Genomic DNA, 6,380 nt, shown 5'->3' on the forward strand with positions numbered 1-6,380 from the left:
GCGTCTCAAGGAGGAGAAATGTCCGTGAAGAAGCGCATGCGCACGGCGATGGGCCTGGCAGCTGCAGGAGTTCTCGCGATCGGTCTCGCGGCCTGCTCGACCGGTGGATCGGGTGACGGCGGCAGTGGCGACGGCGGTGACGCGGGAGAGCTCACGACCGTCGGGTTCGTCGCCGTCGGTCCCGAGGGAGCATGGCGCGAGGCGAACGAGCGAAACATCCAGGACACCTTCACGGAGGACGCCGGATTCGACCTCAAGTACGCGCCCGCGACGAACCTGGACCAGAAGTCGCAGATCGACGCGTTCACGTCGTTCGTCGACGCCGGTGTCGACGTGATCCTGCTCTCGGCCACCGAGGCATCCGGCTGGGAGGACTCGCTCAAGCGTGCACAGGAGGCGGAGATTCCCGTGATCCTGCTCGACCGCGGCATCGAGCCGGACGACGACAGCCTCTACGTCACCCGCATCGCCCCCGACAACGTCGAGGTCGCCAAGGAAGTCGGCACGTGGGCCGCAGCGACGTTCCCCGACGGTGGCAACTACGTCGTGCTGGAGGGACCGGCCGGCGTCGGCGTCGTCAATGAGCGCAACGAGGGCTTCGACGAGGGCCTCGGAGGTTCGTCGCTGAACAAGCTCGATGCCCAGACCGCGAACTGGTCGGCGGAAGAGGGCAAGAGCGTCTTCGAGACCATGCTGAAGGCGAACAGCAACGACATCCAGTTCGTGTTCGCGCAGAACGACGAGATGGGTCTCGGCGCGGCGCAGGCCGCGGAAGAGGCGGGTCTGGTCATCGGCACGGACGTCAAGATCGCGACGATCGACGGCACCAAGAACGCGATGCAGGCACTCGCTGACGGACAGCTCAGCTACGTGCACGAGTACAACCCGCTGTTCGGTGAGACCGCCCTCGACGTGGTGAAGAAGACCCTGGCCGGCGAGTCCGTCGAGTCCTACATCATCGTCCCCAGCGAGGCGTTCGACTCCGCCGAGGCGGCCCAGGCCGTTCTGGCCGACCGCAAGTACTGATCAGACCGAGGCCTCGGCCTCACGCCGGGTGGCGCAGCGCGATCTGCGTCACCCGGCTTCTCAGACGGAGAGACAGCGATGAACGAAGAACGGCCCATCGTGGAGATGCGCGGGATCTCGATCGAGTTCCCCGGCGTCAAAGCACTCGACGGCGTCGACTTCCGCCTCTTCCCTGGCGAGGTGCACGCCCTCATGGGAGAGAACGGCGCCGGCAAGTCGACCCTGATCAAAGCTCTCACCGGCGTCTACACGATCGACTCGGGCACGATCACGGTCGCGGGGGAAGAGCGCAGCTTCAGCGGTACGGGCGATGCGCAGGCCGCGGGGATCTCGACCGTCTACCAGGAGGTCAACCTCGCCCCGAACCTCTCCATCGGCGAGAACGTGATGCTGGGGCACGAGGTGCGCGGCCTGTTCGACATCAATTGGCGAGCAACCCATCGGGCGGCGACGGCGGCGCTCCGCCGACTCGGGCTCGAGCACCTGGACACCCACAAACCGCTCGCGACGCTCTCGATCGCGATGCAGCAGCTGGTCGCGATCAGCCGAGCGATGGCCATCGACGCCAAGGTCCTGATCCTCGATGAGCCGACGTCCAGCCTGGACGCCGCCGAGGTCGAGGGGCTGTTCGGAGTGATCCGCTCCCTGCGCGACCAGGGCGTCGCCATCCTCTTCGTCTCCCACTTCCTCGACCAGATCTACGCGATCAGCGACCGGCTCACGGTGCTGCGCAACGGACGGTACGAGGGCGAGTTCCTCACCAGCGAGCTCGATCGCCACGCGCTGATCTCGACCATGATCGGCAAGGACCTCGACGCTCTCAAGTCGCTCGGCGGAAACCGTCGACGGGAGTCGCGCGACCCCGACGAGAAGCCTCTGCTCACGGCATCCGGGATCGCGCGACGCGGCGCGGTCGAGGCGACGGACCTCGAGATCCGACGGGGCGAGGTGGTCGGCTTCGCGGGTCTGCTCGGCGCAGGACGCACCGAACTCGCGCGTCTCCTCTACGGGGCCGACCGGGCGGACGACGGCACCCTCACCCTCGACGGCACCCGGACCGATCTGAAGTCCCCCTCGGACGCGCTCGCCCGCCGCATCGCGTTCTCGACCGAGAACCGCCGCGACGAGGGGATCATCGGCGACCTCACCGTGCGGGAGAACATCGTCCTCGCCGTGCAGGCGAAGCGCGGCTGGGCGCGACCGATGTCGCGCAAGGAGCAGGACGCGATCGTCGACAAGTACATCGCCGCGCTCAACGTGCGCCCCGCGGATCCCGATCGCATGATCAAGAACCTCTCCGGTGGCAACCAGCAGAAGGTGCTGCTCGGGCGCTGGCTCGCGACCTCCCCGGACCTGCTGATCCTGGATGAGCCGACCCGCGGGATCGACATCGGCGCGAAGGCCGAGATCCAGGAAGCCGTGGCGCAGCTCGCCGAGGACGGCGTCGCCGTGGTCTTCATCTCCTCCGAACTCGAGGAGGTGGTGCGGCTTTCGGAGCGCATCATCGTGCTCAAAGACCACCGCAAGATCGGTGAGATCCAGAACGGTCCCGAGGTGACCGCGCAGGAGATCGTCGACGTCATCGCCGCGCACGGTCTGGACGCCGCCGCCGAGACACTCGACGACGCCGACGGCGCAGTCGTCGATGCCGTCACCCACACGACCGAGAGCGAGGGCGCGCGATGACCGCCGCAGCAGGGACGACCTTCTGGCATGATCTGATCCGCAAACCGTTCTTCTGGGGCATCGTCGCGATCGTGGCGCTGCTCGCATTGAACGTGGTCAAGGACCCGACCTACCTCGCGGTGACGATCAATCCGAACAACGGCAACCTCGTCGGGAACGTGATCGACATCCTTCGCCAAGCGGCCCCGGTGATGATGATCGCGATCGGCATGTCGCTCGTGATCGCGACCGGAGGCATCGACCTCTCGGTCGGCTCGCTGATGGCGGTCGCGGGTGCCGTCTCGATGGAGTTCCTCAGCGCGGCCGGCGACTCCGAGTCGGTGGGCATCGCGTTCTCCGCCGTCGGCCTCGCGCTGCTGGTCACCGCGATCCTGGGGGCGGTGAACGGCGTCCTGGTGGCGTACATCGGTTTGCAGCCGTTCATCGCGACACTCGTCCTGATGCTGGCCGGGCGCGGGATCGCGAAGGTCATCACCGGCGGTCAGAACACATCCGCCTCGAATGCGCCGTTCCGCTGGATCTCGAACGGGTACCTCATCGGGATCCCGGTCGTGTTCATCATCGCCGTCCTGATCGTGCTCACGGTCGGCATGGTCGTGCGCCGCAGCGCGCTCGGCCTCATGATCGAGGCGATCGGCATCAACCCCAAGGCCAGCCGCATGGCGGGCATCAAGCCGGCGGGGCTTCTGCTCACGGCCTACGTGCTCAGCGGCATCCTCGCCGGCGTCGCGGGCATCATGTCGGTGGGCAGCGTCATGACCGTCGACATCTCCCGCACCGGCTATCAGCTGGAGCTCGACGCCATCCTGGCGGTGGTCATCGGAGGGGCGTCCCTCGCCGGAGGGAAGTTCTCGCTCAGCGGCGCATTCGTCGGGGCACTGCTCATCGCGACGCTCGACAAGACCGTGTTGTTCCTCGGGGTCTCGTCGTCGGCGACCCCGGCCTTCAAAGCGATCGTGATCGTCGTGCTGTGCCTGCTGCAGTCCGAACGGGTGCGCAGCTGGTTCCGCACACGACGACGGGTCGTCACCGTCACTCCTGCCCAGGAAGCCATCAAAGAGGAGGCGAAGGCATGACCGCTCTGATCGCTGCCCCCGAGCAGCACGAGCGCGCGGATCTGGTGACCCGCGTCCGGCGGGTGGTTCTCGCGAATCCGTCCGTCCTCCCCACGATCGCATCGGTCGTCATCTTCGTCGCGATGGTCATCTACGGTGAGGTCGCCTACGGACGCGTGGTGCAGTTCAACACCCTGTCCAACCTGCTCATCAACAACGCCCACCTGATCGTCCTCGCCGTGGCGATGACGTTCGTCATCATCACCGGCGGTATCGACCTCTCCGTGGGATCGATCATCGCGTTCTCCTCGGTGGCGGGGGTGATGCTCGCCAATGCGGGCTGGAACGCTTACGCCGTCATCGCGGTGATGATCGGTGCGGGTGGGGCGTTCGGCCTGGTGTCGGGCATCCTGATCAGGTACTTCAACGTGCAGCCGTTCATCGCGACGCTGGCCATGATGTTCCTCGGCCGCGGACTCGCCTCGTTGCTCAGCACCACGCCCGAGCGGCTGGATGAGGACTCGCCGATCCGCTGGATCGGGGTGCAGCTGAAGATCATCGACGGCCCGAAGGTGAATGATCTCGTCATCACCCCGGCGGTGATCGTCGCGGTCATCGTCGTGCTCGTGGCCTTCTTCGTGCTGCACCGGACGCGCACCGGACGCACCGTGTATGCGATCGGCGGGTCGGAGAGCTCTGCTCTCCTGATGGGGCTTCCGGTCTGGCGGACCAAGGTCCTGGTGTACGTGATCAGCGGAGCGCTCGCCGGCCTCGCCGCGGTACTCTACACCGCCCGCCTCGGAACCGCGCAGAACATCACGGGAATCGGGTGGGAACTCGACGCGATCGCCGCCGCGGTCATCGGGGGCACGGTCCTCACCGGCGCCTACGGGTACGTCCTCGGCTCGGTGGTCGGGGCACTGGTCCTCGGTCTCATGAACGTGCTGATCACCCGTGACGGCGGTATCCCGCCCGAGATGACGACCATCATCACGGGTGGCATCCTGCTGGTCTTCGTTCTGCTGCAGCGCGTGGTGACGCGCAAACGGGAGTAGCCCCGTCTCTCCTGCCCCCCCCGGGCCGGGGGGCTCACACGTGGTCGCGCCAGGAGTGCTGCGGGGCGTAGCCCAGGACGCGGCGGGCCTTGTCGATCGACAGCAGGGTCTCGTTCGGAGCCACCGCGCGGGTGACGGGCACGTCGGGGAAGACCTCGGCGAGCAGCTCGGCGTTGGGCCGCGACATCACGGTGTCGGCCGCCGCGATGATGAACCGATCGAAGCCCACCGGCGCGTTCTCGAGCGCCCGCTCGATCGCCTGGGCCCCGTCGCGGGCATCGATGTAGCCCCACAGGTTCCACTTGCGGCGCAGCGCGTCGGTGTCGAAGTCGGGGAACTCCGCGTAGTCCTCCGGCACCATCACGTTGGAGAACCGCAGGGCCGTGATCGACAGCTCCGGGTGCCACCGCACCAGTTCGGTCGCGAGCTGCTCCTCGAGCGTCTTCACGAGCGAGTACACGGATTCCGGACGCGGCGGATACTCCTCGTCGACCGGCACGTAGGGAGGCGGCGCATCGAACGGCAGCCCCAGGACGGTCTCGCTCGAGGCGTAGACGATGCGACGGATCCCGAGCCGCACGGCGGCCCAGAACACGTTGAACGTCGCCGGCATGTTGTTGTGGAACGTGGCGACGTCGGTGCGGATGCCGGGGGCCGGGATCGCTCCGAGGTGCACCACCGCGTCGATGCCGTCGTGCGTGTCGTTCACCCCCGCGAACGCGTCGACGACCTGGCCGTAGTCCGTCAGATCGACCTGTACGAAGTCGGGCTCTCGGGCCCCCACCACGTCCATGCCGATGACCTCGTGGCCGCTCGCACGGAGTTCCCGTGCCACGACGCGTCCGAGCTTGCCCGTTGAACCGGTGAGAGCGATGCGCATGTCACCAGGGTGCCATGCTGACGGAGTGGCGGACGCCCACGCCGTACACTCGTCGGCGTGAGTGACACGAGCAACGGCCGCGGCCGATCCATCGGCGTCCGTGACGTCGCCGCCCGGGCCGGGGTGTCTCGTCAGACCGTGTCGCGCGTCTTGAACGACCACCCTGACGTCGCTCCCGAGACGCAGGAGCGCGTGCGAGCGGCCATGGCGGAGCTCGGGTACCGCATGAACAACGCCGCCCGGGCGCTGGGCACCCGACGGTCCCGGACTCTCGGGGTGCTGGCGTCGGACGCCCTGCAGTACGGTCCGTCGCGGAGTCTTGCCGCGCTCGAGGCGTCGGCGCGGGAGGCCGGCTACTGGGTGAGTGCCGCGTTCGCCGACGCGGCGGATGCGGAGGCCGTGGTCGCTGCGGTCGATCACCTCGTCGTGCAGGGTGTGGAGGGGATCGTCGTCGTCGCCCCGCACGCGCAGACACTTGAGGCGCTCGCCGCGCTCCGGATCGGGGTGCCCGTCGTGACCCTGCACTCGGCCGGGCTCGGTGAGACCGGGCTGTCGGTGGATCAGGTCGCGGGTGCGCGACTGGCGGTGGCCGCGCTCGCGGACGCCGGGCACACGCGGATCGCGCACCTCGCCGGGCCGACCGACTGGCTGGAGGCGGAGTCGCGCGCCGACGGATTC

Annotated in this window: 6 protein-coding genes; 5 read left to right on the top strand and 1 reads right to left on the bottom strand. The window is 67.9% G+C overall.

Annotation, left to right across the window (positions count from 1 at the left end; all coding sequences use genetic code 11):
* The first annotated feature begins 18 nt into the window (after positions 1 to 18).
* From L978_RS16030 to L978_RS16045, 4 genes are all read left to right on the top strand, one after another.
* Positions 19 to 1,026: a substrate-binding domain-containing protein gene (locus L978_RS16030; protein ID WP_047524286.1), complete on the top strand. Its 1,008-nt coding sequence runs from the start codon at positions 19 to 21 to the stop codon at positions 1,024 to 1,026.
* A 78-nt stretch (positions 1,027 to 1,104) separates the two neighbouring features.
* Positions 1,105 to 2,712: a sugar ABC transporter ATP-binding protein gene (locus L978_RS16035; RefSeq protein WP_047524287.1), complete on the top strand. Its 1,608-nt coding sequence runs from the start codon at positions 1,105 to 1,107 to the stop codon at positions 2,710 to 2,712.
* A complete protein-coding gene (locus L978_RS16040) occupies positions 2,709 to 3,788 on the top strand; it encodes an ABC transporter permease (RefSeq protein ID WP_047524288.1) in 1,080 nt (359 codons plus the stop codon). Before L978_RS16035 ends, L978_RS16040 begins: the two co-directional genes overlap by 4 nt.
* On the top strand, positions 3,785 to 4,822 hold the full coding sequence (locus L978_RS16045) for an ABC transporter permease (protein ID WP_047524289.1): 1,038 nt from the start codon (positions 3,785 to 3,787) through the stop codon (positions 4,820 to 4,822). The genes L978_RS16040 and L978_RS16045 overlap by 4 nt, the downstream gene beginning before the upstream one ends.
* 34 nt (positions 4,823 to 4,856) lie before the next feature.
* On the opposite strand, the gene L978_RS16050 is transcribed toward L978_RS16045, so the two are convergent.
* Positions 4,857 to 5,702, bottom strand: a complete 846-nt coding sequence (locus L978_RS16050; RefSeq protein ID WP_047524290.1) for an NAD-dependent epimerase/dehydratase family protein — start codon at positions 5,700 to 5,702, stop codon at positions 4,857 to 4,859.
* A gap of 57 nt (positions 5,703 to 5,759) precedes the next feature.
* On the opposite strand from L978_RS16050, the gene L978_RS16055 reads away from it, so the two are divergent.
* Positions 5,760 to 6,380 (top strand): LacI family DNA-binding transcriptional regulator (locus L978_RS16055; RefSeq protein WP_047524291.1); only part of this gene is annotated, 621 nt, incomplete at its 3' end.

It is taken from the genome of Microbacterium sp. ZOR0019 (genome assembly GCF_000800925.1).
GTDB classification, from domain to species: domain Bacteria; phylum Actinomycetota; class Actinomycetes; order Actinomycetales; family Microbacteriaceae; genus Microbacterium; species Microbacterium aurugineum.